A 22896-nucleotide genomic window follows, 5' to 3' on the forward strand; every position below is an offset into this window, starting at 1 on the left:
CATGGCTTCCGGTTAGCAAGTCATGCCTTCGATGAACCGATATGTATGCCTGCCTCCCGATTCGCGCGCCGCCCCTACGCGGGAATTGTGCCGCCCCCGGCTCCGTTTCCGGCGTTGGTCATCGTTATCTGCGCCGGCAGGTGGTGTTGCTTTCTCGCCGCCACAGGTGGCTGATTTACCACGACGATCGCCAAACAATCGGAGACAAATTACCGATTTTGTTAGTTTAATTGTAATGTCATGAAATCAAGTGTACTCAGGGGCAGATGGCGCATGTGTCTTGCTTTTAGTGATGCCGTATTCTAGATGGCGTGCTCCTGCACTTCCACCTCCCCGTGCGGCGGTTGTGGAATCGATCATGAAGCCGACTTCAGGCGTTCACCCTGGAGTGCGGTAGCTATGGGATGTATGCCATCGTTATTTGAAATAAGTTACGATATATTTTAAAATATAACCGAGTTATCTATTTTCGCTAAAGGGCGATATATCACGATGTTTCGGGTTCCGATTCTGCTCTCGATACCTTGCAAGGCAAAGCGTTGCACGCAGCAGCAAATGGGTTGGATTGGAACTTCGTATCCGGCGCGCTCAAAGGTGGTGCATGCCTCATTGTCGGGCCGAAAGCGGCCGCAGCGAGGTTGGCGGCTCTCGGTGGGTGAAATTTTTCCGGCCCGGCGGACTTCCGAAGCGCTTGTGAGTCCGGCGTATTCCGAAATTGCAGAAGCAATGGCGATAATGCCGTCGCTATCTGTCACAGAAACATGTAAAAATGCGGCACAGGAAGGCGTTGTAAGGCCATGCCAGCGAGCTTGATTTCGACAAAGAAAGCGGACGTTGCCGGCACGTCGCTGTGGAAAGTGCTTGTCGGACTTTATCGGCAGCTCTCGCCGGCTATGCGGCGCTCTTTCCCCGTCCTTCTGGCGGTGATGCTGCTTGGTGCGGTTGCCGAGGTTGTGACGATCGGCGCGTTGCTGCCCTTCCTCGCCGCGATCGCCGATTCCGAGAACTCCCCGGTGCTTTCCTTCATCGCGCCGGCGCTGACGTTTCTGGGCGCGGACGATCAGGCGAAAGCGATTTATGTCCTGACCGCGCTGTTCGCTTTGGCGGCAATTGTCGCCGCAGCGCTGCGGCTGTTGCTCCTTTGGATGAGCCAGAACTTCCTGAACGGCATTTCTTACGAACTTTCCATTCGCCTGTACACCAACGCCCTTTACGAGTCCTACGCCTATCACATTCGGCGAAACTCAAGCGATACAATCGCAGCGATCAACAAGGTCGAAATCGTTACCGGCTACGTTATCGGCCCATTGATGCAGGCCACGATCGCCTTTGTCCTGGCCAGTTTCATCATCGTCGGTCTGGTTGCCATCGATGCGACCGTCGCGTTGGTTGCCGGAGTCGGCTTCTCGGCCATCTATCTTCTGGCCACGGCCTTGACCCGCTCTCGTCTCAAGCGCAACAGCGCCGTCGTTTCCCGCGCTCATGATCGGCGTGTAAAAACCATGCAGGAAGGTCTGGGCGGGATCCGCGACGTCCTGCTGGATCAATCTCAACCTGTGTTTCTCGAGACTTATGAGCGTGTCGAAGCAGGTTATCGTACCGCCAGGGCCAGGACGAGCTTTCTGGGGGGCGCTCCCCGCTTCATCGTCGAGGCGGTCGGCATGATCGTGATCGCACTCGTCGCCGTGACGATCAGCCAGCGCCCCGGCGGGCTCATGGGGGCGATACCTGTCCTGGGCGCTCTGGCGTTGGGCGCGCAGAGACTGTTGCCGCTCATTCAACAAATATATAGCGGCTGGGCGCAGGTGATGGGTCATCAGCAGGTTCTGTTCGACGTCGCGGCGATGTTGAGCCGACCGGCGCCCGAGAGAATCATCGCCGACATGTCGCTGCCTTTCGAAAATCAAATCCGCCTCAATAACGTTGGTTTTGCATATTCCGAAGGCCGCACGCCGGCTTTGAATGGTGTCAGTCTCGAAATTCCCAGGGGCGCGCGGGTGGGGATCGTCGGCAAGACCGGCAGCGGCAAGTCGACATTGATGGATCTGGTTATCGGCCTTCTCGAGCCGACCCAGGGAGATATCTTTATCGACGGGGTAAAGCTGACGTCCGACAATCGCGCCGCATGGCAAAAAAACATCGCCCACGTACCTCAGGCGATCTACCTTTCGGATGCCAGCATTGCGGAAAATATCGCATTCGGCGTCCGGCCGGACGAAATCGATCGCGAGCGGGTGCGCCGTGCCGCCGAGCAGGCGGAACTGGGACAGGTGATCGCGGCGCTGCCGCAGGGATACGACACTTACGTGGGCGAGCGCGGCATCCAGCTTTCGGGTGGCCAACGCCAGCGTATCGGCATCGCGCGGGCCCTCTACAAGCAGGCGAGCGTGTTGGTCTTCGATGAGGCAACCAGCGCTCTGGATAATGAAACTGAAAGCGCGGTCATGGCTGCCGTCGAGCGGCTGGACAGAAATCTCACCATCCTCCTGATCGCTCACCGGATATCGACACTGGATGGCTGCGATATGATCGTGCGACTGGAAGGCGGGCGGATGGTTCATGCGTCATCGCCGCTTGAAGCAACAACCTCATCCTGACCAGAATAGCGGGCCCGAGTAGAGTATTTCCCATTATCGCGGCTAAGGGCTTGTCCTGTCAGGTGTAGACTGGATTTTATCCAAGTTAGGTATTGGAGTTTTCTCGGTTTGGTTGAAGCGAAAAGCTGAAAACTCCTGATCCTGCGCGGCATTTGAGTGTATATTCAGGATTATGTAATACGATATGGGAATGCGTTGTTTATTTAAATAATTTCAAACATAAAATATATTATAGGCCGAATATACTCAATGACAGCGGAGAAGTAAAATGTCTCTTAAGTTAAATGCCAGTGATGCAAATCTGAAACATCCTCGTATATATGTTGTTTCTCTACGGCGAGCGGTGGAGCGTCGAAAAGAAATAGCGCGGCAGCTTGAAGCGTATGATCGTTGTTTTGAGTTCGTTGATGCTGTTGATGCAAAGGAAGTAGGCTTGGAGACACTTCAAGCACAGGTTGATGAAGTTGCGGTGTTGCGCAACATGGGCAGGATGTTGAGTGGACCTGAAATAGGATGCGCGCTGTCACACAGAAAAGTCTATCAGGCAATTGTTGATGAGGGGCTTGTGGGAGGCATTATACTTGAGGATGATGCAATTATTCAGCCAATATTCGCAGATTTGCTTTCATATTTCCATGAAAAAGGTCGGCATCTAAGTGAAGTGCCGGGTATCTACAACCTATACGCCATGTCGGCGTCCTATATGCGTGATGTGCCCTTGAGAAAACGGTTTCCGATATGGGCAACTGAAACCTTGTGTTTTTATGAGAGGGTAAATCTTTTTTCGTCGGAAGTTTGTGGGACTGTCGGTTACTATATTACGTATGCGGCTGCAAAAAGTTTGCTGGCTGTTCCCCGTATAGAAGCCGCAGCTGATGGGTGGTCGGCTTGGCTTCGGAGATCGGATGGAAAAATATACGTTTCCTCTCCCGCAGTTATCATTCATCCGCCTGACGAGACTGAAAGCTATATCCAGGAAACGAGAGAAATAATGGCGGCTCGGCTGCCTTCCGGAAGTGGGACAGAACGTAAAAAATGGCTTGCAAAAGCCATCAGGCTATCCAGAAAACATATAAGAAGAAGAATTATATTTCCGATAATTGAAATGGTGTAGAGAATTTATGATAATTTTTAATTGCTTAAATCAATAAGGAGTGATTAAATGTCCACTGATGTGACTGGGAATCGTTCTTCTTTGATTGACGTTTGTTCTAATGAGGGGGTGGGGAGAAAAATAAAAGTTGCGATAGTCGTATCTCACCCCATTCAGCATTTTGTTCACTTCTATCGTGCGTTGGCTGCTCGAAATGAGCTGAGCATAAAGGTGTTTTTCTGCTCGCGTATTGGCGTAGATGAATATTTTGACAAGAACATGGGCGTTGTCATTCGCTGGGCGGGCGACATGACGGGCGGTTTCGATCACGAGTTTCTGCCGGAGGCGAGCGGGATTAAAAATACCCGTTTCCGTTCAATCAATAATCCTAGTATCGGGGCCGCGCTGCGCGCTTTCGAGCCTGATGTTGTCATGATCTATGGCTTTGCCCAGGCTACTCCTCTGCGTGCCCTCGCGTGGTGTCGTGTCAACGGAATTCCCGTTCTCATGACGACTGATAGCAATTTCGTGACAAAGCGCCCTTTTCACAAACGTTTGCTGCGACAAACGATGTTGCGGCTTCTTTTGAGCCAGGTTTCCGGCTTTTTGACGGTTGGCGACCAGAATGAGGATGCGTTGGAGGAACTTGGTGTCCCTCGTACAAAAATGTACCGCACTCCTTTTACGATCGATGAGCAGCGTTACCGCAGGGCTAGAGCGGAAAGGGCCGAACTCCGCGTACAGATCAGAGAGCGATATGGAATTGCGAGAGAGGCGTTTCTAGGAATTGCGGTCGGCAAGCTCATCCCGCGCAAGCGAACGCAGGATGCTGTTATGGCGTTCGCGGAAGTTGCAAAAACGGACGGCGACGTGAATGCCCATCTCCTGGTTTGTGGCAACGGCCCTGATGCCGAACAGATTGAAGCGCATGTCAAGACGGGAGCTCCGGTCACGATGGCGGGATTCGTAAATATCGATGAATTGCCAAACCATTTTGCCGCGGCTGATGTCCTTGTGCATCCTTCCGGCCAGGATCCCCATCCATTGATCTGCTCCGAGGCGGCATGCATCGGGCTTCCCATGATCTTGAGCGATCGTGTCGGGACGATAGGTCCAACGGACATTTCACGCAGGGATGAGAATGCGCTCGTATATCCGTGCGGGGATGTAAAAATTCTTGCTGACCGAATTTTCGACTTGGCTGTCGATCGGCATGCGCTGGAGGAAATGTCAGCGGCATCGCTACGCATTTATGAGGAATGCAGCCTCGCGGTGAGCGTGGATGGATTTCTGCGTGCCGTAAACGGCGTTGCATCGAAAGTTGCATGTCAATGAAACGGGCCCCGGTCATGGTCTTTGCTGGCGAGTTCTGGGCGGGTTCATCCGGCTGCGGGCTCGCCGAAGGCTTCCGTCAGGCCGGATGGGCCGTGCGTGAAGTAGATCTCAAGCACTACAGAATACCCCCCGTTGGAGGGCGGGCGCTGAGCATCGTGTCGCGTCTGGCCCACAGGATGACGCGCGAAGCCTATCTGCGCAAGGTGTTGGAGGAATGTCGCACGCTGAAGCCCGACATTTTTCTGACTATAAAGGGCATGGGCATGACGGCTGAGCTTTTGCGCCGGATCAAGGAGACGGGTGCCCGCACTGTCATGTATTATCCAGATTATCATTTTGATTATGCTGGTGTTTCCATTGATAGTTTCGGCGAGTACGATTTGTTCGTGACGACGAAGACATTCCAGCGCCAATATCTCGAGGGCCTGATCGGCGGCGAGAGAGTGGCGTATGTGCCGCACGGTTATGTCCCTGCCGTTCATCGCCCCATCTTTGATGAAGTCGCGGAAGACGGGTTTCGCGTCGATGTGCTCTATCCCGGCAACCATTCGGCTTATAAGCAGAAATGGCTGGAAAGCACGCTGGCCGGTATGCAGGATTTGTCGGTGGAGATTGTGGGCAACAGGTGGCGGGAAAACGTGTCATCCGGGCCTCTCGCGCATTGTATTATGACGGGTGAGCGCATCGGCGTAGGCTATGTGGCGGCGATCCAGACGGCACGTATCAACGTCGCCATCCATCACGGTCCAGCAGCGTCGGGGTGGGAGGATCTTGTCTCAACCCGCACTTTCGAGATACCCGCCTGCAAGGGCTTCATGCTGCATATCGATAACAGCGAAGTTCGTGAATTATATACTCCAGGTGTCGAAATCGATGTGTTTTCGGATCCCGAGGAGCTGGCGGATAAAATGCGCTTTTACTTGGCGCGTCCGGAGTTGCGAGCCGAAATGATCAACCGTGCTTATAAGCGCTCCGTTCCCGCTTACAGTTACAGTTCGCGTGTCGCAGCGATCGATAGTCTCATCGCCGAACGTGTGTTGATCAATAGCAGACGTGCAGCGTCGATATAAGTCCATAAGAATTATAAATTAAGCATATTTATAAATATATATAATAATATCACAAGCATGCAGCAATCCATTATGAAGTTTTATCTTCGTAATGTGAATATAGAAAAGTAAATTGACATGAACGAAAAGCTAATCATTGATGATCGTATCCCGCCCACGCTGCCGCTGGGAGCATCGTCATTGCATGTCAAGGCGACACAGCAGGATGCTGTAGCTAAACGTGATTCATTCAACGGATTTATGTTGATCTCCGTCTTGATATCTCTTGTCGGATATTTGCTTTTTATGTCATTTGAGGTCAGAGTATTATTTTATATCGGATGTGCGTTATTATGTATTTCCTGCGGTCAGTATGCTATCAAAAGCCTTTTCAGGAGAAAATTGAATACAGGCGCTCTCATCACGTCACAGACGATGCTCTGGTATGCGCTACCCTTTAGTTATATTGGCTTTTTTGGATATGAATATTATATATGGAATGCATTGGAAATAGACAATGCGGAAACCGTTGCAATTATTATTTTGGTGTCTTATATATTGTATTTTATATTCGATCGTTATGGAAAAGAAATAACGATACCTGACGTTGAAATTCGCTTCAATAGTTGTGCTCTTCTGCTTTTGCCAATTTTACTTTCCCAGTTATATATGGTTATTGCGGGTCAGCGTGGTTATGCCAATGTTGTAGGCGTAGGGCAGACGCAAGAAGAAGCGTCGCAGCTTTACCAGTTTACCGTAGCGCTGTCGACGTCGGTCATGCCTCTGTGTGCCGTTATGCTTGCAAAGATACTGATTGATTCTGAAAATAGGCAAAAACTTGCTCGCTTGATGTTCTGTATAAGTGCCTTACTGGTGCAGTTTTTATGGTGGACTACCGCCGGAAGGCGAGCTATGACGATATTGGCTATTATATCCGTTGTCTCTTTCTTTTCGATATATTATAAAAGAAAATTGACTGAGCGTAAAATATTTATGATAATTGCTTTCTCCATCGTGTTTGTGCCTGCGGTTTGGTATTTGTGGGAGTCCTATTATCTGCTGCGGTTGGCCACTACTGCATCACGCGGTGCTGAAAACTTGTCTATCATGGATCTGGGGCGCGCTCAGGAGTTGACTGGTGGTTTGGACATGGATAGCGCATTTACTAATAATGTGATAAAACGCCCATTCTCCTTGCCGACTAGCGTAACCGTTGTTCGTGAGACCGCCAGCGGGTTTCTTTATGGATGGAATACGCTTTCCCAGCTTCTGCTATCAATTCCGTCGGCCTTTTTTCCAGGGAAGTTCGATTTCATCGGCCCTGTCGGCGAGCTGCTTTGGTTCGAAGCGTTGGGTGTGCCTCTCACTGACTGGTCTAATACGCTATTTATTGAATCTTATATTGATTTCGGTGTTTTTGGGCTCTTTATATATATCATTATTATTAGCGCTTTGATGAGATTAACCCTCTGGATCGCGCGCGGAATTGGTTGGGATGTGGTTATCTGGTTTACATATTTTAATTTAGCGTTCTTCATGTTAAGCATAGAAGCGTCCGCGAATACCATATTTGTCGGTTTCAGATCGGCATTTATTGCGCTTTTCATTGCCTTTGTCGTTCGCATAATCGCGAACGCCGGCGGGGTGAAGTTGCGTCGCGGTCCCCGGTTAAATCATCGCTCCGTTCAATAGGTTGAGGATTTATGCGCAATGCTTCGGGTCACCCATTTCATGCGGCGCCCTGGTCCCAACGCTTTCAGCATGGAGCGGCTTTATGAAGATGTACGGCAGGCTCTCCCGGCCGATTGCCGTGTCAAAGTTTGGATCTGCCGTCATTTTTCCCGCGGCTTCTGGCCTCGCGTCAAGGATGTGTGGCTTGCGCGTGCTCAGCAGGGTGACGTCAATCACGTTACCGGAGATGTGCATTACCTGACTTTCCTTCTCGATTCGAGGCGAACCGTTCTTACTGTTCATGATCTCGTCATGCTTGAGCGGTTGCGTGGTGTCCGGCGGTTCGCGCTATGGCTTTTGTGGTATTGGCTGCCAGTTCAGCGCAGTCGTGCCATTGTGGTTATCTCCGAGACGACACGCTCCCGGTTGCTCGACAGCGTGCGGTGCGATCCGGGCAAGGTTGTCGTGATCCATAATAATGTATCTGACGAATTCAGGCCCGTTCCACGCACATTCGCCGACACCTGCCCGCGCATTCTCCAGATCGGAACCAAAACGAACAAGAACCTTGAGCGTGTTGCCGAAGCGCTCTCGGGCATGACGTGCAGGCTGGTGATCGTCGGCCCGTTGTCGGAAGCGCAGCAATCGATGCTGCATCGATATGGTATCGACTACGAGAGTCACGTCGGGCTGTCCCGCGAGGCGCTCGTCGCCCAGTATGTCGCGGCTGATATGCTATTGTTTGCATCGACTTACGAAGGCTTCGGTCTACCTATCGTCGAGGCGCAGGCTGTCGGTCGACCGGTTGTGACAAGCAATCTTTCCGCAATGCCCGAAGTGGCCGGAGAGGCGGCTTGTTTGGTCAATCCATTCGACGTCACGAGCATTCGGGCGGGCGTACAGCGCCTTGTCAATGATGCGGCCTACAGAAACGACCTGATAGCAAGGGGGCTTGAGAACGCCAAACGTTTCAGAGCGTCTCAGGTGGCGGCGCGATATGCAGCACTTTATCGTGGGGTGGCTGAAGGTGCGGGCCAAGGTATTTCGAGGGAATATGAATCTGATCCAGGTCGTGCCCAGCATTGAGGAGGAGGCTAGCGGGCCTTCTTACTCCGTCGTGGCTCTCAATCGTGCGATCAACCGTGCCGGCGTAAGCAGCAGGCTTATCGCGACAGGCAGGGAGACCGCGGACACCAACAGCGGAATTCGAACTTTCACACGCTCCGGCTTTCCTTTTCGCCTCGGTCGCTCGCCCGACATGTACAGGTGGCTGCGCCGCGAGGTGGGGGCGGGGCGTGTTGATGTTATTCATAATAACAGCATCTGGATGATGCCCAACGTGTATCCCGGCTGGGTAACGCGCGGAAAGAATGTTCCTCTTGTCGTTTCGCCGCGTGGAACATTCTCCGGTTGGGCCATGGCGCGATCCCGCGCAATCAAAATTCTATTTTGGAGCAGCCTGCAAAAAAGCGCAATTTCGCATGCGAAGCTTTTTCATGCGACGGCCGAGAATGAGTATTCGGACATCCGCCGGCTCGGTTTTCGTCAGCCGGTTGCGGTCATTCCGAATGGAATAGACATTCCTGAAGTTTCTCGCCCCGCTCATCGGGGTAACGACAGAATCCTGCTGTTTCTCGGCCGGTTGCATCCGGTGAAGGGCGTGGATTTGCTGCTTGAGGCATGGGCTCGCCTGCAAGGTTCTCATCCGCGTTGGCGGTTGCGGATCGTCGGGCCAGGCGACGCGGATTATCTGCGCAAGCTCAAGGAGCAAGCAGACGCATTGGGATTGGAGCGGGTGACATTCGCAGGTCCGCTCTATGGCGAAGAGAAGGGTGAAGCCTATCGATCGGCCGATTTATTCGTGTTGCCCACTCATTCCGAAAACTTCGGCGTGGCGGTTGCAGAGGCGTTGGCTGCGGGCGTGCCGGTCGTCACGACCAAGGGAGCGCCCTGGTCCGGCCTTGTCGAGCATCGTGCGGGATGGTGGGTCGATATCGATGCTGAATACTTGCGGCGCGCCCTGGATGAGGCAATGTCAAAAGATCCGCATGCGCTTGCGGAAATGGGTGAACGCGGCCGCGGTTGGATGGAGCGCGATTTCTCATGGGATCGGATCGCGGCACAAATGATAGAATCCTATCGCTGGATCCGCGAGGGCGGAACCCGGCCAGCATGGATACAAAATGACTAGCGACAATACCGCTTTGGCGCGAACGGAAAGCGTCGCGCCCGGCCGCCCTGTCTGGGAACGGGGAACGGCGCCGATTGCAGTCGTCATGATCAGCCTGAACGAGGCGCATAACATGGCGGATGTGCTGGAGAACCTGAAAGGGTTTGCCCAGGAGGTGTTTCTCGTCGACAGCTACAGCAGCGACGAGACGGTTGGCATCGCGCTCGCTCAGGGCGTTCATGTTGTGCAGCGCAAGTTCCGCGGTTTCGGGGACCAGTGGAATTTCGCCATGCGGGAGTTGCCGATCACCGCGCCCTGGACGATGAAGCTCGACCCCGACGAACGCCTGACCGACGAACTGAAGCAAAGCATCGCGGAGACGGTCGCGGGGGGAGGCGGCGACGCCTTCACACTCGCGCGGCGTCTCTGGTTCATGGGAAAGCCGTTGCCCATCGTACAGGTCATTCTGCGCGGCTGGAAGACGGGGACCTGCAAGTTCAGCGATGTTGTCGTCAACGAGCATCCCCTCGTGGAAGGGGCCATCGTCAAAGCACAAGGCTATCTGGAGCATTACGACAGCCCCGATCTGCATCATTGGGTAGATAAGCAAAATCGTTATACGTCCTTTGAAGCGATCTCCCTGCTGCGCGGGGATGAACTGGCGGCAACTCCAAACCTGTTCGGCACTTCGTTGGAACGCAGAATGTGGTTCAAGAAGAATTTTGTCCGCATTCCCGCACGCTACAGCCTCACCATGCTCCTCAATCTCATTCAGGTGCGCGCATGGAGAACGGGGCGTGTCGGCTTCGCCTGGGCGCGGCTGAGAACCTGGGCGCGGCGGCTGAAAGAAGACAAGATGCGTGAAATGACGATCACGGGCCGCCAGATCGGGATTCCATCGGCGCGTGTCGGAAAGGCCGATCCGCGTGTCAGAAATTACGACAGTGTTGTCGAGGACTGAACGGTATGCTTTTTATCGGCGACGTCGCGGTGGACGGAAGCGATGTATTCACACATGTCGGTTTCCCGTCGGTTTTTTCAGCAAAGCCAATCTGCCTCAATTTCGAGGGGCCTGTCATCAAAGCGGGAAGTACGCCGGCGTGGGGCGTGTTCAATTCTGAAAATTGGCATGCGTCCTTCAGCGAGATGAAACCCCGTGTCGCATTCCTTGGCAACAACCACATCGCGGATATGCCGGATGGGGTAATGGCGACGCGGCGCGCGCTTCTGGCGTCCGGTATCGGGGTTTTCGGCGCCGGCGCCGATCTTGCGGAAGCTTCCGCGCCAGTCGATTGCGTTTCGGGTTCCGAAACCTTCCGTCTGCTCGGGGCCGGCTGGCCGGTAATCGGCTGCGGGTCAGCCGGTTTGCGAACGCCTGGGGTCAACCCATTTGACGCGCGGCGATTGGTTGAGGGCGTTCGCATTCTGCTGACGGAAGCGCCATCTTCGCGTGTCGTGGTCGTCCTGCACTGGAACTACGAATTCGAGCGGTATCCGCAACCTGCGCATCGGAAACTGGCCATTGATCTTGTCGATGCAGGCGCATATGCCGTCATCGGCCATCATCCGCACATTGTCGGCCCCGTTGAACGTTACAAGGGGCGTACAATCGCATACAGTCTCGGAAATTGGGCATTTTCCTATGGCCGTTATTTCGGAGGCAAGTTGCGTTTCCCGCCTTCCAGCTTTCATCAGATTGCTGTCGAGCTGGAGGACGGAGCGGATGTCGTGCATCATGTCCAGTTCTCACCGCCGCTAACGCTCGACTATAAGTTCCGCGAAGCCATACATGAGCGAAATTTTTCTCTCAAACCTGAGTTCGAGGGTTTTTCACGCGATGAATATGTAAAATGGTTTCGCGAACATCGACTGAAAAGCAAGTTATTGCCCATATACACGGACCCGGAATATTCGTTGACGAATACGCTGCGGGATCGCTGGGTCGATTTGCGGCAGATACTTATAGACGCTGCTGCAAGGGCCGGTATCAAGAAATTGAGACGCTAATAGAGTTAATAAAGTTGTAAATTCGAGATGTGATAAATAGCGGTATGTTTTGTGGGCTGTCTATTTTGCATTATGTGTTATGCAGCATCATCGCTTCTCGATCAGATGGAATCAGTTCATTGGTCGTGCCGTCGTATTGTCGTGCAGGCGGCTTTGAGCGTAGGCCGGGAGCCATCGCTTCCCGTGTCGAGAACGGGAACGCCGCATCTGCTGGCGGAGCATCGGGATTGATCATGTCTGTTCGCCGATTCCTCAAGAATATCGTGGAGGATGTGCCGTATCCACTCGGGAAGATCGTGGCTGCCGTGCCTTTCCGGTGGCGGCTCGGTTCCGTTTACAAGTCTATGTCGGCCGAAGTGAGCAGGTTGGACCGCGCGCCGGCCGGCATGGTCAAGGAATGGGCGTTTCCGAAGCTGAAGGCGATCGTCGAGCACGCCTATGGCCGCAACCTTTGCTATCGGACGATCTGCGAGCGTCACGGCTTCCGGCCCGAGCATTTCAGGACGTTCGAGCATTTTCAGGATGCGCCGATCATTACCAAGAGCGATCTGCGTGCGTTCGAATTGGCCGACAGGTCCGTTCCGTCGCCGGGCGGGATGCTGATCAACACAGGCGGCACCAGCGGCGAGCCGCTTGCGTTCCATATCGACAACCAGGCATTCGCGCGCGAATGGGCCCATATGCATTTCATCTGGGCGCGGGCGGGCTATCGTTATCGCGATGTCAAGCTCACGATGCGCGGCCGGAATCTGGGTGAGCGCCTGCTCAAGTATAATCCGGTCCATAACGAGTGGATCGTGAACACCTATGCCGATCGCACGGCCGTCCTTGCCGCTCTTTCCACCCTGATGGAGCGGGAGACGGTGTGCTGGATCCACGGTTATCCGAGCATCGTGTCGGAAATGGTTTCCGACATGGCGGCGAGGGACGGCCGGGCGACGGAAAAACTGCGCCGCAGCATCAAGGGCGTCCTTCTGGGGTCGGAATTTCCCGCGAGCCAGTATGTCGAGCCCATCAGGCGCATTCTCGGCGTGGAGCCCACCGCGTGGTACGGCCACAGCGAGATGTGCGTGCTTGCCTATGACGAGGGCGACAACCGCTACATTCCGATGCATACCTACGGGCTTGTCGAAGGGGTTGCGGATGGCGGCGGCGACAGCCGGCTCCTGGGCACCTCGTACTGGAACACGGCGTCTCCCTTCATCCGCTACGACACGGGCGACCGGATACAGGCGGATACCGAACAGGGCGTCGTCCGCTCGTTCGCCATTGCTGCGGGCCGTTTCGGCGATTTCATTCTCGACCGGGACGGCACGCGCATCGCGCTGACCGCGCTCATCTTCGGCCGTCACCATGCCGCTTTCGACAAGGTGCGCCATGTGCAGGTCCGCCAGCCGGCGCCCGGCAGGATCGAGCTGCTGGTCGTGCCCGGCGAGGAACGGCTGACGCCGGAAGAATTAATGAAGGGCTTTGATTTTTCGAACGTGGCGCTCGATGTCACGCCGCATCTTCTCGACAAGCCGGTGCGCACGGATAGCGGCAAGCTCCGCCTTCTGGTGCCCTGAGTCTTTCCCACCATTACGGGCGGTCCAGAATGAGACAGATCCTCCAATCCCTGAAAACGGGCGCGACCGAGGTCGCCGACGTGCCTTGTCCTGCACCGGGGCGCGGGCAACTGCTGATCCGTTCCGCCCGCACGCTGGTTTCGGCCGGCACCGAGCGCATGCTGGTCGATTTCGGCAAGGCCGGGCTCATCGGCAAGGCGCGTCAGCAGCCCGACAAGGTGCGGCAGGTGCTCGACAAGATCAGGACGGACGGGCTGGCCCCGACGCTCGAGGCCGTCTTCAACAAGCTGGATCAGCCGCTGCCGCTCGGCTATTGCAACGTCGGCACCGTGCTGGAGGCCGGCGCGGGCGTGGCGGGCTTCGCGGAGGGCGAGCGGGTCGTTTCCAACGGCAAGCATGCCGAGGCGGTCGCCGTGCCGGTCAATCTGTGCGCGAAGGTGCCTGATGCGGTGTCGGACGACGAGGCGGCCTTCACCGTGCTCGGGGCCATCGCCTTGCAAGGCATCCGGCTCGTGCAGCCGACGCTGGGCGAGGCGGTGGTGGTGACGGGGCTCGGGCTCGTCGGTCTCATGACCGTGCAGTTGCTGCGCGCCCACGGTTGCCGGGTGCTCGGCATCGATTTCGATCCGCACAAGCTCAAGCTGGCGCAATCCTTCGGCGCGGAAACCGTCGATCTCTCCGCGGGCGCCGATCCCGTGGTCGCGGCGGAAAGCTTTTCGCGCGGCCGCGGCGTGGATGCCGTCATCATCACCGCGTCCACCAGAAGCAGTGAGCCGGTCCATCAGGCCGCCCTCATGAGCCGCAAGCGCGGCCGCATCGTGCTCGTCGGCGTCACCGGGCTCGAACTCTCCCGCGCCGATTTCTACGAGAAGGAACTGACCTTTCAGGTCTCGTGCTCCTACGGCCCCGGCCGCTACGATCCCGATTATGAGGAAAAGGGGCAGGACTATCCCTTCGGCTTCGTGCGCTGGACGGAGCAGCGCAACTTCGAGGCCGTGCTCGATATGATCGCCGATGGCCGTCTCGATGTGAAGCCGTTGATTTCGCACCGCTTCGCGCTCGCCGACGCGGCCGGCGCCTATGAGCTTGTCACCGGCGGCGCGCCGTCTCTCGGCATCCTGCTCGATTATCCGGCGGCGGAAGCCGCGCCGGCCGCGACATTGCGCCGGCGCACGGTGCCGCTCGCACCGACGGCGGCCGCACCTGCGGCGGCCGGCAAGGCGGTGGTCGGCTTCATCGGTTCGGGCAATTATGCCACCGCCGTGCTGATCCCGGCCTTCAAGGCCGCCGGGGCGCGGCTGGTGAGCGTGGCCTCCAACGCCGGCGTCAGCGGCGTGCATGCCGGGCGCAAGTTCGGTTTCGAAACCGCGACCACCGACATTGACGCGCTGCTGGGCGATCCCGCCATCAACGCCGTCGTCGTCGCCACGCGCCACAACAGCCATGCGGATCTCGTCTGCCGGGCGCTTGCGGCAGGCAAGCATGTGTTCGTCGAAAAGCCGCTGGCGTTGACGCACGATGAACTGTCGCGCATCGTCGCGGCGAGGGAAGCCGCCGCGGCAGCGGGCGCGGCGCCGCTGGTGGCGGTGGGGTTCAATCGCCGCTTCGCGCCGCAGGTGCAGAAGATCAGCAGCTTGCTCGCAGGCGCGTCGGGCGCCAGGGCCTTCGTGATGACGGTCAATGCCGGCGCGATCCCGGCCGAGCACTGGACGCAGGACCCACAGGCCGGCGGCGGGCGGATCGTGGGCGAGGCGTGCCATTTCGTCGACCTGCTGCGCTTTCTCGCCGGCACGCCGATCGTGTCCCATCAGGTGCTGGCGGCGGCGGGCGGCAGCGGCGATACGGTCACGATCACGCTATCGTTCACGGACGGCTCCATCGGCACCATGCATTATTTCGCCAACGGCAACCGGGCGTTCCCGAAGGAGCGGCTGGAGGTGTTCGTGGACGGGCGCGTGCTCCAGCTCGACAACTTCCGCCGGCTGAAGGGGTTCGGCTGGCCGGGCTTCAACACCATGAACCTGTGGCGGCAGGACAAGGGGCAGAAGAACTGCGCCGCGGCGTTCCTGAAAGCCGTCGAAACAGGTGGGCCGGCGCCCATCGCCTTCGATGAGCTGATCGAGGTCGGCGGCATCGTGATTGACCTTGCCGAAGCCACCCGTTAAAGCGTTTTCAAGCAAAGAAGAGGCTGCTTTGCTTGAAAACGTGTAAAATCGAAAAAATTACAGCTTATCGGCGTTTCAGTGAAGGGCCGATAAGCTGTAGCCGGCGGCAGGGTAGGGGCAACAGCCTCCGCGTCGTCAACCCCACCATCCGTGCAGCCTGAGCGAAGTGCATCCGGCATGAACCGAGACCTTGCCCCGGCCGGCTGTTTCCGAGTCGCCTTCATCCGGGAAACCTCGTCCGCTTCCCGGCGAGATGCGGCGGGCCGCGCGTGATGCTCATTGCAGGAAAATCCTCGTGCCGGTGAATCCGTCATTGGCGAAGTTGCGTCTGTACTGGGAGACCGTGCGCCATCTCCGCGCCGTGCAGATATATAGCCGGCTTTTGTTTCGCCTCTCCCGTCCCGTGCCGGATACGCGGCCGCCGCCGCCGCTGCGCTCGCTCGCCGAGAGGTGGGCGCATCCGGCCGCGCGGCGGCAGAGTCTGTTCGGAGAGGATGCGTTTCGTTTTCTGAACGAAACGCATGAGCTGTCCCGATGCGGATGGGACGATGCGTCCATCTCGAAACTGTGGCTCTACAATCTCCATTATTTCGACGATCTGAACGCATCCGGGGCGGGCGGGCGGACGGCGCTTCATCGCACGCTCATCGCGCGCTGGATCGCCGAGAATCCGCCGGGCAGGGGCACCGGCTGGGAGCCCTATCCGGTTTCGCTGCGCATCGTGAACTGGATCAAGTGGGCTCTGGCCGGCAACGCGCTGCCGCCGGATGCGGTCCACAGTCTCGCGGTGCAGGCCCGCTGGCTGACGCGGCGGCTCGAATATCATCTTCTGGGCAACCACCTTTTCGCCAACGCCAAGGCGCTGGTGTTCGCCGGCTGCTTCTTTCAGGGAGACGAGGCGGAGGCCTGGCGCAAGCGGGGGCTCGACATCATCGAACGCGAATTGCCGGTGCAGGTGCTGCCGGACGGCGGGCATTTCGAACTCAGCACGATGTATCACGCGCTGGCGCTGGAGGACATGCTCGATCTCATCAACGTCGCGCGCTGTTTCGGCAACGGGCTGGTGGATCGCGCCGCCGAGCGCGCCGCGCGTGTCGCCGCGATGCGGGAATGGCTGGCGGCGATGTGCCACCCCGACGGCGAGATTGCTTTCTTCAACGATGCGGCGATCGGAATCGCTCCCACGCCGGCCGAGCTGGAGGGCTACGCCACGCGGCTGGGCTTTCCCGAGCGATCCGCCGGGGAAAACCGGCTGCGCCGGCTGCGGGACAGCGGTTATATCCGCATCGATGACGGGTGTGCGGCGGCGATGCTCGATGTCGCGCCGATCGGCCCGGATTATCTTCCCGGCCATGCCCACGCCGACACGCTGTCGTTCGAGCTGTCGGTGGGCGGCCACCGCGTCCTGGTCAACTCCGGGACGTCGGTCTACGGCACCGGCGCGGAACGGCTGCGCCAGCGCGGAACCGCGGCGCACAACACCGTTGTCGTGGACGGACAGGATTCCTCGGAAGTCTGGTCGGGCTTTCGCGTGGCGCGGCGGGCGCACCCGCTCGATCTCGTCGTGCTGGACAACGACGGCGTGAGCGTCACCTGCGCGCACGATGGCTACGAGAGGCTGCCGGGCGCGCCGCGCCACCGGCGGAACTGGCTGATGCGCGACGGGACGTTGACGGTGGCGGACGAGATATCCGGTCCGCCCGGCCAGGCGGCGGCCTGTTTCCATTTCCACCCCGATGTCACGCCCTCCATCGGCGCCGACGGCCGCGCGGGCGCCGTCAGCCGGGGCGCGGACGGGGTGTTGCTTTGGCATGTCGACAAGGGGCAGGCGAGGCTTGAGGCGTCGACATGGCATCCCGAGTTCGGGATGAGCATCCCGACACACTGTCTTGTCGTCGATCTCGCGGAAGGCGAAAGCCGGATCGCGTTTTCATGGAACGGTGCTTCTTTGAACAATGCTTCTTGGAACGATGTTTTTCTGGGACGATGACTGATGCACATCCTCTTTCTCACCGATAACTTCCCGCCGGAAGTCAACGCGCCGGCCAGCCGCACCTTCGAGCATTGTCGCGAGTGGGTGAACGCGGGCCATCGCGTCACGGTGATCACCTGCGCGCCCAACTTTCCGCAGGGCAAGGTCTTCAGCGGTTATCGCAACAGCTTCTGGCAGCGCGAGACGATGGACGGCATCGAGGTTTGCCGGGTATGGACATATATCACGGCCAATGAAGGCTTCGTTCGCCGCACGCTCGACTATGTGAGCTACATGGCCATGGCGGTGCCGGCGAGCCTGCGCATCGCGAAGCCGGATGTCGTCATCGCCACCTCGCCCCAGTTCTTCACCGCCTGCGCGGGCTATCTCGTCGGCGGGCTGCGGCGGGTGCCGTTCATCTTCGAACTGCGCGACCTGTGGCCGGAGTCCATCCGCGCCGTGGGGGCTATGAAGCAGTCGCGCGTGCTCGACTGGCTGGAGAAGGTCGAGCTGTTTCTCTACCGTCAGGCCACGGCGGTCGTTTCCGTGACCCATTCCTTCAAGCAGAACCTGGACCGCAGGGGCATCGATCCCGCCAAGATCTTCGTCGTGACGAACGGCGCCGACCTGTCCCGCTTCGCGCCCCGGCCGAAAGATGCCGAACTCGAAGAAGCGCTGGGTCTCAAAGGCAAGTTTGTTGCCGGCTATATAGGGACGCACGGCCTGGCGCACGCGCTGGAAACGCTGCTCGATGCGGCGCGGCTGCTGCGCGAGGCGGGCCGTGACGACATCCACCTGCTGTTTCTGGGGGACGGCGCATCCAAGGCGGCGCTTCGCGAGCGAGCGCAGGAACTTGAACTTACGAATGTAACTTTCCTTGATTCGGTTTCCAAGGCAGACGTTGTGCGATACTGGTCTTTGCTGGATGTTTCGGTGATTCACTTGCGTAACACCGATCTTTTCAGGACAGTGATTCCGTCGAAACTGTTCGAGTGCATGGCCATGGGGATTCCCGTTCTGCACGGTGTGCGCGGGGAATCGGCGGACATCGTGAACAAGGAGCGGGTGGGGCTGACTTTCGAGCCCGAAAATGCCGAGGAACTGCGCGACAAGCTTGTCGAACTGTCGGGCAATCCCGATTTGCGCCGTCAGCTTGCCGCCAATTGCGTCGAAGCGGCGCACAAGTTCGATCGCGCCCATCTTGCGCAACGCATGCTCCAGATCGTTTCGGATCATGTGCCGGGCGCAAACGCGGGGCAGAACATCAACTGACGGGTACCCAAAACGGGGGCGAGATTGTGAGTGAACGGAGCAAATCAGAGTCGCAGACGGCCCGGTTGATCGAGAGCCGCGAAGCCGTGGCGGGCATCATCGGGCTTGGCTATGTCGGGCTGCCGCTGGCTGCCGCCGTGGCGCGCGGGGGCTTCCGCGTGCTGGGCTTCGACATCGACGAAAGCAAGGTCGAGCTCATCAACGCCGGCACTTCCTACATCGAGGCCGTGCCCACGGAAGACCTCGCCGCGCACGTCACGGCGGGGAAGCTGCGCGCGACCGGCGATTTCAGCGAGCTGGCGCAATGCGACGTGATCGTCATCTGCGTGCCGACCCCGCTTTCGAAGCAGCGCGAGCCGGATCTGCGCTTCGTCGTGAACACGGCGCAGATCATCGCGCGGCATCTGCGCGAGGGACAGCTCGTCGTGCTCGAATCGACCACCTATCCCGGCACGACGGAGGAAGTGGTGAAGCCGGTTCTTGAGGAAGGCGGCCTCAGAAGCGGGCAGGATTTCTTCCTCGCCTTCTCGCCGGAGCGCGAGGACCCCGGCAATGCGAAGTTCCGCACCACGACCATTCCGAAGGTCGTGGCGGGCGAGGGGCCTTCGGCATCGGCGCTGGTGGAGGCGTTCTACGGCGCCGTCGTGGAGCGTGTCGTCGTCGTTTCCTCGCCGTCGACGGCCGAGGCGGTGAAGATCACGGAAAACGTCTTTCGCGCCGTCAACATCGCGCTGGTCAACGAGCTCAAGGTCATCTACCAGGCGATGGGCATCGACGTGTGGGAGGTCATCGGGGCGGCGGCCACGAAGCCCTTCGGCTTCATGCCCTTCTATCCCGGTCCGGGGCTCGGCGGGCACTGCATTCCGATCGATCCGTTCTATCTGACGTGGAAGTCGCGCGAGTTCGGCCTGCCGACCCGCTTCATCGAGCTGGCCGGCGAGATCAACGTGTCGATGCCGCGTTATGTGATCGGCAATCTGGAGCGCGCCATCGACGCACGGCATGGCAAGTCGCTCGGCTCGTCGAAAATTCTGATCATCGGCCTCGCCTACAAGAAGAACGTGCCGGATATTCGCGAGAGCCCCGCATTCGTGTTGATCGAACTGCTCGAACAGCGCGGAACGAAGGTGGATTATTTCGATCCCTACGTGCCCGAGGTGCCCGTGACGCGCGAGCACGCCGCGCTGGCCGGCCGCCGGTCGGTTGAACTCACCGCCGAGACGATCGCCGGCTATGACGCCATTCTGATCGCGACCGATCACGACAATATCGATTACGGGCTCATCGATACGCATGCCTCGCTGATCGTCGATACGCGCAACGTTCTCGACAACCGGGGCTATCGTTCCGACAAGATCGTCAAGACCTGAGCCGCTTTCGGATCGCTTGACGGCGTTTTCCGGACAGGAAGACGTAAGACAAGAGAGGGGCGCCCGGAAACTCATCCTCCCGGGCGCCATGCAGCAGGCGCCGGCGTCGCGGGCTTGCAAATGGCCCGGCCGCGCCGGCCATTCGGAACCATTGCCGCCGCCAGTATCCGCGCGGCGCAACAACGCGGGGGCTTCCGGCATGAGCTTGCCACTCATCGATATCATCGCGGGCGCGCGACCCAATTTCATGAAGATCGCGCCCATCATCCATGCGCTCGAGGCCCACAAGGCTGACGGCGGTTCCTTGCGTTATCGGCTCGTCCATACCGGCCAGCATTACGATGCGCGTATGTCGGGCGATTTCTTCGAGCAACTCGGCATACCCGCGCCGGACGTCAATCTGGAAGCGGGATCCGGCACGCAAGCCGAGCAGACGGCCGCCATCATGGTGCGCTACGAGCGGTTGATCATCGAAGCGCCGTCACGGCTGTGTCTCGTCGTCGGCGATGTGACGTCGACAATGGCGACCGCGATCGCCGCCCAGAAATTGCGCATTCCCGTGGCGCACGTGGAAGCCGGCATCCGCTCCGGCGACTGGGCCATGCCGGAGGAAATCAACCGCATGGTGACGGACGCCATCAGCAACTGGTTCTTCACGACCAGCGAGGTGGCGAACGAGAACCTGCGGCGCGCCGGCGTGGACGAAAGCCGCATTTTCTTCGTCGGCAACACGATGATCGATACGCTGCTCGCCAATATCGAGCGGCTGCGGCCGCCCTCCTTCTGGGACGAGTTCGGCCTGACGCCGCAAGGTTATTTCGTGCTTACGCTGCATCGGCCCGCCAATGTCGACGGACAGTCCGCATTCGCTCGCCTGCTGCATACGATCGGCGAGCGAACGCGTGGCCTCCCGGTCATCTTTCCCGTGCATCCCCGCACGCGAAAGACGCTCGATGGCCTGGAATCCTTGCCCGGCAACATCCTGTTCGTGGAACCGCAACCGTATCTCGAATTCAATCATCTGGTGCGCCACTCGAAGGCTGTCGTGACCGATTCGGGCGGCATCACCGAGGAGACGACGGTTCTGGGCGTGCCGTGCATGAGCTTGCGCGATACGACCGAACGGCCTGAAACCGTCACGATCGGTACCAACGAACTGCTCGGCGCCGACCCGGAAAAACTCGCCGAAGCGCTGGAACGGCTGTTCGCGGGAGAGTGGAAGAAAGGCGGCATTCCCGAGAAATGGGATGGGCGGACCGGCAGGCGCATCGTCGAGGCGCTGGGCGGGCTTCTCGCATCCTGATCGCATCGCCCGCCGGCCGGGCGCACGGGACCGTTCGATTAATCGGAATCCGATTAAGGAAAGAATCGGGAAGCCTTTTTCGATCGACTGCGATCAGAAAGGCTTTCTTCCCGTTGTTTTCGGCGAGCGCCCCGAGCGCCCGACACCGACTCACTCTGACGCCGACTCACCTTGCCGCCTCAATGATGAAGCTTGCTGCCGACTTGCGCATCGGAGTGCGATTATGAGCAGTAGTAAGGGGCGAGAGCCAATAATTCACCGTCAAATTCGCCAGACCGTTGGATTGTCGGTGGAGTATGGCGGCCGGGATGCGTGAGGAAATGTTTTTTGCCGGATATGAGCGCACGCGGCGGCCCTAAAAAATACCTGACATCGATATGCTTTGAAGGCCGTGCTGCGCATGCCCGCGGAATGCACATTCGGGCAAGTATGCTGCCTGAAGAGACGCCAGGATAAGGGCCGCGATCGGACGAAGACCCCTAAACCGTTGCACCGATTGCCGGATTTGTGGCTACAGCCTTTCCTGATGCCCCGGCGTTACCTGCCCGAAGCCGGCTTGATGAATCGATTTCAAGAGTAGGATAATCGGAGAAAAGTCATTCAAAACAATCATCTTGTCAATACAGATAAAAATGTCACAGACGAGACGTGGACTGTTATCAAATTTGCTGGTGCTTGATTATGATGCGGTGCGGCGGTATAAGAAACTGGATTGATGCTGTGGCCACTTGAATTGTCGATGGGGCCTACTGATAGAGGATTGAGCGATGCAAAATTTTGCTCGTATTCTAGTGGTTTCCGCAGCGGCTGCTGTGCTCGGAAGCAGCGGTGCGTTTGCTCAGCAGTTGTCGAGGGAAGAAGTGGCGGCGCTCGGCTGCGAGTGCTTCACGAACGTGCGCGGCAGTCAGGATCGCCCTGTCGGCAGCGTTCGCTCGTCCGTGGGCAGCGTCGATATCTTCGATCGTTCTTCCACTTCGCGGCCGGGCGTTCCGGGGGAAGCGCTCGTGGCGAACGAGCGCGTCGTCACGGGTGAGCAGAGCGAGGCGGTTGTGCAGATCGGCACTTGCCGTCAGTCTCTCGGCCCGCTGAAGGAGTTGCTGGTGCAGGGTCAGCGGGGCGGCATCTGCCTGCTGGTCAGCGATGCGTCGGCTCCCGTTTCTCCGGGCATCTCTCCGCTGGTTCCCGCCATCGGCGGTCTCGCGGTTCTCGGCACGGGTATCGCGCTGGCTGCTGACGGGGGCGGCGATGACCCGGTGTGGTTCGATCTCGGCGACGGCTCTCCGATCAGCCGGTAATCGTTTCCCGTTTGTGTCGCGGGGTGCCTGAA

Annotated in this window: 17 protein-coding genes; 16 read left to right on the top strand and 1 reads right to left on the bottom strand. The window is 58.2% G+C overall.

The window, feature by feature from the left end; genetic code table 11:
* Window positions 1-797 precede the first annotated feature (797 nt).
* The 9 genes from ACOYJQ_RS09235 (at window position 798) to ACOYJQ_RS09275 (ending at window position 11922) form a co-directional block, all read left to right on the top strand.
* Window positions 798-2597: an ABC transporter ATP-binding protein gene (locus tag ACOYJQ_RS09235; RefSeq protein WP_433457874.1), complete on the top strand. Its 1800-nt coding sequence runs from the start codon at window positions 798-800 to the stop codon at window positions 2595-2597.
* 268 nt (window positions 2598-2865) lie between these two features.
* Window positions 2866-3711, top strand: a complete 846-nt coding sequence (locus ACOYJQ_RS09240; protein WP_433457875.1) for a glycosyltransferase family 25 protein — start codon at window positions 2866-2868, stop codon at window positions 3709-3711.
* Between the two features lie 48 nt (window positions 3712-3759).
* Window positions 3760-5025 (top strand): glycosyltransferase family 4 protein, encoded by a 1266-nt coding sequence (locus tag ACOYJQ_RS09245; protein ID WP_433457877.1) that lies wholly within the window; start codon window positions 3760-3762, stop codon window positions 5023-5025.
* A complete protein-coding gene (locus ACOYJQ_RS09250; protein ID WP_433457878.1) occupies window positions 5016-6095 on the top strand; it encodes a CgeB family protein in 1080 nt (359 codons plus the stop codon). The genes ACOYJQ_RS09245 and ACOYJQ_RS09250 overlap by 10 nt, the downstream gene beginning before the upstream one ends.
* 117 nt (window positions 6096-6212) lie before the next feature.
* Complete coding sequence (locus ACOYJQ_RS09255; protein ID WP_433457879.1) at window positions 6213-7766, top strand: hypothetical protein; 1554 nt, start codon at window positions 6213-6215, stop codon at window positions 7764-7766.
* Between the two features lie 18 nt (window positions 7767-7784).
* Complete coding sequence (locus ACOYJQ_RS09260; RefSeq protein WP_433457881.1) at window positions 7785-8831, top strand: glycosyltransferase family 4 protein; 1047 nt, start codon at window positions 7785-7787, stop codon at window positions 8829-8831.
* Window positions 8800-9936: a glycosyltransferase gene (locus ACOYJQ_RS09265; RefSeq protein WP_433457882.1), complete on the top strand. Its 1137-nt coding sequence runs from the start codon at window positions 8800-8802 to the stop codon at window positions 9934-9936. The genes ACOYJQ_RS09260 and ACOYJQ_RS09265 overlap by 32 nt, the downstream gene beginning before the upstream one ends.
* Window positions 9929-10876 carry a glycosyltransferase family 2 protein gene (locus ACOYJQ_RS09270; protein WP_433457883.1) on the top strand — a complete coding sequence of 316 codons (948 nt, stop codon included), beginning with the start codon at window positions 9929-9931 and terminating at the stop codon, window positions 10874-10876. Before ACOYJQ_RS09265 ends, ACOYJQ_RS09270 begins: the two co-directional genes overlap by 8 nt.
* 5 nt (window positions 10877-10881) lie before the next feature.
* Window positions 10882-11922 carry a CapA family protein gene (locus ACOYJQ_RS09275; RefSeq protein ID WP_433457884.1) on the top strand — a complete coding sequence of 347 codons (1041 nt, stop codon included), beginning with the start codon at window positions 10882-10884 and terminating at the stop codon, window positions 11920-11922.
* 70 nt (window positions 11923-11992) lie between these two features.
* Here ACOYJQ_RS09275 and ACOYJQ_RS09280 read toward each other — a convergent pair whose 3' ends face one another.
* Entirely contained in the window at window positions 11993-12157 is a 165-nt protein-coding gene (locus ACOYJQ_RS09280) for a hypothetical protein (RefSeq protein WP_433457886.1), read from the bottom strand.
* Between ACOYJQ_RS09280 and ACOYJQ_RS09285 the strand changes: the two genes are divergently transcribed.
* The 7 genes from ACOYJQ_RS09285 to ACOYJQ_RS09315 all read left to right on the top strand — a co-directional run bounded on the left by ACOYJQ_RS09285 (window position 12156) and on the right by ACOYJQ_RS09315 (window position 22864).
* A complete protein-coding gene (locus ACOYJQ_RS09285; protein WP_433457888.1) occupies window positions 12156-13487 on the top strand; it encodes a hypothetical protein in 1332 nt (443 codons plus the stop codon). The genes ACOYJQ_RS09280 and ACOYJQ_RS09285 overlap by 2 nt on opposite strands.
* Before the next feature lie 29 nt (window positions 13488-13516).
* Complete coding sequence (locus tag ACOYJQ_RS09290) at window positions 13517-15652, top strand: bi-domain-containing oxidoreductase (RefSeq protein WP_433457890.1); 2136 nt, start codon at window positions 13517-13519, stop codon at window positions 15650-15652.
* Window positions 15653-15965: 313 nt separating this feature from the next.
* Entirely contained in the window at window positions 15966-17642 is a 1677-nt protein-coding gene (locus ACOYJQ_RS09295; protein ID WP_433457892.1) for a heparinase II/III family protein, read from the top strand.
* A 3-nt stretch (window positions 17643-17645) separates the two neighbouring features.
* Complete coding sequence (locus tag ACOYJQ_RS09300; protein WP_433457894.1) at window positions 17646-18896, top strand: glycosyltransferase family 4 protein; 1251 nt, start codon at window positions 17646-17648, stop codon at window positions 18894-18896.
* A 65-nt stretch (window positions 18897-18961) separates the two neighbouring features.
* Window positions 18962-20266: a nucleotide sugar dehydrogenase gene (locus ACOYJQ_RS09305; RefSeq protein WP_433457896.1), complete on the top strand. Its 1305-nt coding sequence runs from the start codon at window positions 18962-18964 to the stop codon at window positions 20264-20266.
* A gap of 199 nt (window positions 20267-20465) precedes the next feature.
* A complete protein-coding gene (gene wecB / locus ACOYJQ_RS09310; RefSeq protein ID WP_433457897.1) occupies window positions 20466-21569 on the top strand; it encodes a non-hydrolyzing UDP-N-acetylglucosamine 2-epimerase in 1104 nt (367 codons plus the stop codon).
* Window positions 21570-22414: 845 nt separating this feature from the next.
* The gene (locus tag ACOYJQ_RS09315; RefSeq protein WP_433457899.1) at window positions 22415-22864 is read left to right on the top strand and encodes a hypothetical protein; all 450 of its coding nucleotides are present in this window, start codon (window positions 22415-22417) and stop codon (window positions 22862-22864) included.
* Window positions 22865-22896: the final 32 nt, after the last annotated feature.

This window comes from Pseudochelatococcus sp., assembly GCF_050946405.1.
Lineage (GTDB): Bacteria > Pseudomonadota > Alphaproteobacteria > Rhizobiales > Beijerinckiaceae > Pseudochelatococcus.

Bases quoted from the DNA above. Each gene is read 5' to 3' on its own strand.
- ACOYJQ_RS09235 (WP_433457874.1), top strand. From the start codon at position 798: ATGCCAGCGAGCTTGATTTCGACAAAGAAAGCGGACGTTGCCGGCACG.
- ACOYJQ_RS09240 (WP_433457875.1), top strand. From the start codon at position 2,866: ATGTCTCTTAAGTTAAATGCCAGTGATGCAAATCTGAAACATCCTCGT.
- ACOYJQ_RS09245 (WP_433457877.1), top strand. From the start codon at position 3,760: ATGTCCACTGATGTGACTGGGAATCGTTCTTCTTTGATTGACGTTTGT.
- ACOYJQ_RS09250 (WP_433457878.1), top strand. From the start codon at position 5,016: ATGTCAATGAAACGGGCCCCGGTCATGGTCTTTGCTGGCGAGTTCTGG.
- ACOYJQ_RS09255 (WP_433457879.1), top strand. From the start codon at position 6,213: ATGAACGAAAAGCTAATCATTGATGATCGTATCCCGCCCACGCTGCCG.
- ACOYJQ_RS09260 (WP_433457881.1), top strand. From the start codon at position 7,785: ATGCTTCGGGTCACCCATTTCATGCGGCGCCCTGGTCCCAACGCTTTC.
- ACOYJQ_RS09265 (WP_433457882.1), top strand. From the start codon at position 8,800: ATGAATCTGATCCAGGTCGTGCCCAGCATTGAGGAGGAGGCTAGCGGG.
- ACOYJQ_RS09270 (WP_433457883.1), top strand. From the start codon at position 9,929: ATGACTAGCGACAATACCGCTTTGGCGCGAACGGAAAGCGTCGCGCCC.
- ACOYJQ_RS09275 (WP_433457884.1), top strand. From the start codon at position 10,882: ATGCTTTTTATCGGCGACGTCGCGGTGGACGGAAGCGATGTATTCACA.
- ACOYJQ_RS09285 (WP_433457888.1), top strand. From the start codon at position 12,156: ATGTCTGTTCGCCGATTCCTCAAGAATATCGTGGAGGATGTGCCGTAT.
- ACOYJQ_RS09280 (WP_433457886.1), bottom strand. From the start codon at position 12,157: ATGATCAATCCCGATGCTCCGCCAGCAGATGCGGCGTTCCCGTTCTCG.
- ACOYJQ_RS09290 (WP_433457890.1), top strand. From the start codon at position 13,517: ATGAGACAGATCCTCCAATCCCTGAAAACGGGCGCGACCGAGGTCGCC.
- ACOYJQ_RS09300 (WP_433457894.1), top strand. From the start codon at position 17,646: ATGCACATCCTCTTTCTCACCGATAACTTCCCGCCGGAAGTCAACGCG.
- wecB (WP_433457897.1), top strand. From the start codon at position 20,466: ATGAGCTTGCCACTCATCGATATCATCGCGGGCGCGCGACCCAATTTC.